This is a genomic window from Kineococcus indalonis (assembly GCF_009906395.1).
GTDB classification, from domain to species: Bacteria; Actinomycetota; Actinomycetes; order Actinomycetales; family Kineococcaceae; genus Kineococcus; species Kineococcus indalonis.
The window spans coordinates 1-497 of record NZ_JAAALM010001004.1 but is presented as its reverse complement, the minus strand read 5'-3'; the positions used below and the strand labels follow the sequence as shown (position 1 = coordinate 497).

Below are 497 nucleotides of genomic sequence, written 5' to 3'. Positions count from 1 at the left end.
GCCCCCGGCACCGGCGCCGAGCGCGAGGACACCCTCCTGCCGGCGCTGTCGGAGGAGGTCAACCGCACCGTGCGCGCCCTGCACGCGCTCAAGGCGCAGGTCGCCCGCGCCCAGGACGGGGCCGAGCGCGCCGTGCACACCGTGCTGCTCGTCGTCGCGCACGCCGGCCCCAGCCGCGTCGGCACCCTCGCCGAGCGCCTGGGCACCGACCCCTCCACCGTCAGCCGGCAGACCGGCGAGCTGGTGCGCCGCGGCCTGCTGGAGCGCCGGCCCGACCCCGACGACCGCCGCGCCTGCCTGCTGGCCGTCACCGGCGCCGGCCGCGAGGTCGTCGCCGACACCGTCCGGCGCCGCCAGGAACGGCTGGCCCGCGCCGTGGGCGGCTGGGACGACACCGATCTCGGCACCTTCGTCGCCCTGCTGTCCCGCTTCAGCGACGGCCTGGAGCACGTCCGCGGCGACGGCGCCCCCGACCAGCCCCCCGAGCAGCCCCGCGA

The 497-nt window shown here is 79.5% G+C and carries 1 protein-coding gene; it reads left to right on the top strand.

All coding sequences use genetic code 11. The annotated features are described in order from the left end of the window. A partial coding sequence (locus tag GTR00_RS22415; protein WP_166613661.1) for a MarR family winged helix-turn-helix transcriptional regulator occupies positions 1-497 on the top strand: 497 nt, incomplete at both ends.